Source organism: Protofrankia sp. Cj3, assembly GCF_917627355.1.
GTDB lineage: Bacteria > Actinomycetota > Actinomycetes > Frankiales > Frankiaceae > Protofrankia.
This window is the reverse complement of sequence record NZ_CAKJTR010000151.1, coordinates 8,535-10,460: the sequence shown is the minus strand read 5'-3', so window position 1 is coordinate 10,460 and position 1,926 is coordinate 8,535. Positions and strand designations below refer to the sequence as shown.

General features: G+C 69.5%; 1 protein-coding gene and 1 pseudogene. Both read right to left on the bottom strand.

Translation table 11 applies throughout. The features are described 5' to 3' along the window. Nucleotides 1-275, bottom strand: a pseudogene (locus MJ783_RS17840) (c-type cytochrome biogenesis protein CcsB); the annotation flags it as partial. After that, nucleotides 275-1,921 (bottom strand): cytochrome c biogenesis protein ResB, encoded by a 1,647-nt coding sequence (locus tag MJ783_RS17835; RefSeq protein WP_239394016.1) that lies wholly within the window; start codon nt 1,919-1,921, stop codon nt 275-277. The pseudogene MJ783_RS17840 and the gene MJ783_RS17835, both read right to left, overlap by 1 nt. Nucleotides 1,922-1,926: the final 5 nt, after the last annotated feature.

Below are 1,926 nucleotides of genomic sequence, written 5' to 3'. Positions count from 1 at the left end.
CCACCGTCAACGCCGCCGTCGACCTCCCCGCTGCGTTCGGCCGCGCCGAGACCGGCGCCGGCCATCGCCGGGACCCGTTCGGAAGCCGTGAGCCGGGCGGCTCCGGCCGATGACGGCGATGACATGACCGGCTCCACCGCCGGTGCGCCGCTCGTCCGTCCGAACCGGCCGAACGCGAACTCGGCCGCGTAGCCGAGCATCGCCAGCGCGTAGACCACCATGGTCGCGCCGAGAAAATGATCGGACAACGCGGCAAGACCGGAGTTGACAGGCATCACAGCTCCTGTTTGTTGGAGTCCACCAGCCGGGGGTCCGTCTCCATGGCCGCCCGCGCATCCAGCGCGATCGCCCGCAGTTCGGCGGCGAAGCCGTCGATGTCGGACCGGGACAGACCGCCGATCTCGACGATGGTCGCGGCAGCCGCATGCGCATCCGCACCCGTTCCTACGCCCGTGCCGGCCGCGGGGCGCGCCCGCACCCAGACCCGGCGGCGGCGGACCCGCATGCTCACCAGCAGACCGCAGATGATGGCAATCGCCGCGACCAGCACCCAGCCCTTGAACGGGTCCGACTTCGTCTGGAATGTCGCGAACTCGCGCACGCCGTCGGCCTCCAGTGACATCCCGCCGGGCAGACCGGTGACGGTTCGCTGCTTCGGGTTGTTCAGCGCCAGGACCTGCGCCGCGCGATCATCGCCGAGCGGCCCGTTCAGCCGGAGCTGACGCATGTCACGGGTGTCCAGCGAGTAGACGTTCTGCGGGATGCCCTCGTTGATGTGCAGGTTGCCGACATAGCCGGTGAGCGTCAGGCCGGGTGCGTTCGCCGCCGGGTAGGTCGAGACATAGCCGCGCGCCCGGTCCAGTTCGGTGGTGGGCGTGAACACGCCGCTGAATGCCAGCTGCCGCGGCTCACGGGTGGGTCCGGTCGGCGCGAGCCCGGTATCGCCGATCTTCAATGTGCAGGTGGAGGTGAACATGGCGTCCCGGGGCGTGCACGGTTGATAGCCCTCCCAGACAACCCCGCCGGCAGCGTCACGCAACACGAAGTGCGGCGCGTATCCGTGCCCGATCAGATAGATCTTTGCGCTGCCGATCGCCAGCGGGTGGTTGACCCGGATCTCAGCCACACGGGTGGGCTCGCGCAGCCCGGATGCGTACGCGACCGTCGCGCGGAAGTCCGCCGGCTGGCCGGTCGGCTGGTAGGAGGCGGTGAACTTCTCCATGGTCAGGGAGAACGGCGCCAGGCCACCGGCGGGGTCGACAAGCCTGCCCCGGCTGAACTGGTCGTAGGAGACCAGCGTGTTCGCAAACCCGTCCCCCGTGATGACGAGGACCGTGCCCTGATAGCCGAACCACGAGCCCAGCCCGACACCGACGAGCATGAGGACCAGCGCGATATGGAAAATCAGGTTTCCGGTCTCGCGCAGGTACCCCTTTTCCGCCGCCACGGAGAAGTCGGGGCTGCCATCGGGCCGGGTGGCGCCCTCGGCGGCGACGGCCAACCGGAACCGCCGCCGCCGCAGAACCACCCGCGCGGCCTCGATCGCCTCCGGCGGGGTGAGCGCGGTGTCCCACGTCTGCCCTCCGGTCAGCCGGCTCGGCCGGGCCGGTGCCCGCGGCGGGCGTCCCACCAGCGCTCTGGCATGCCAGCGGACCCTGGCCGACAGGCATCCGATCAGGGAGATGAACAACAACAGGTAGATCGCGGCGAACCAGGGAGCGCCGAACACGTTGAACGCGGACACCCTGTCCAGCGCCGGCGCGAGCGACGGGTGGTCACGGAAGTACTGCTCGACTTTCAACGGGTTCAGCGACCGCTGTGGCAGCAGGGAACCAGGGACGGCCGCGAGCGCCAGCAGGAACAGCAGCAACAACGCGGTGCGCATACTGGTCAGCTGATGCCAAAGCCGCCGGATCCGCACGATGA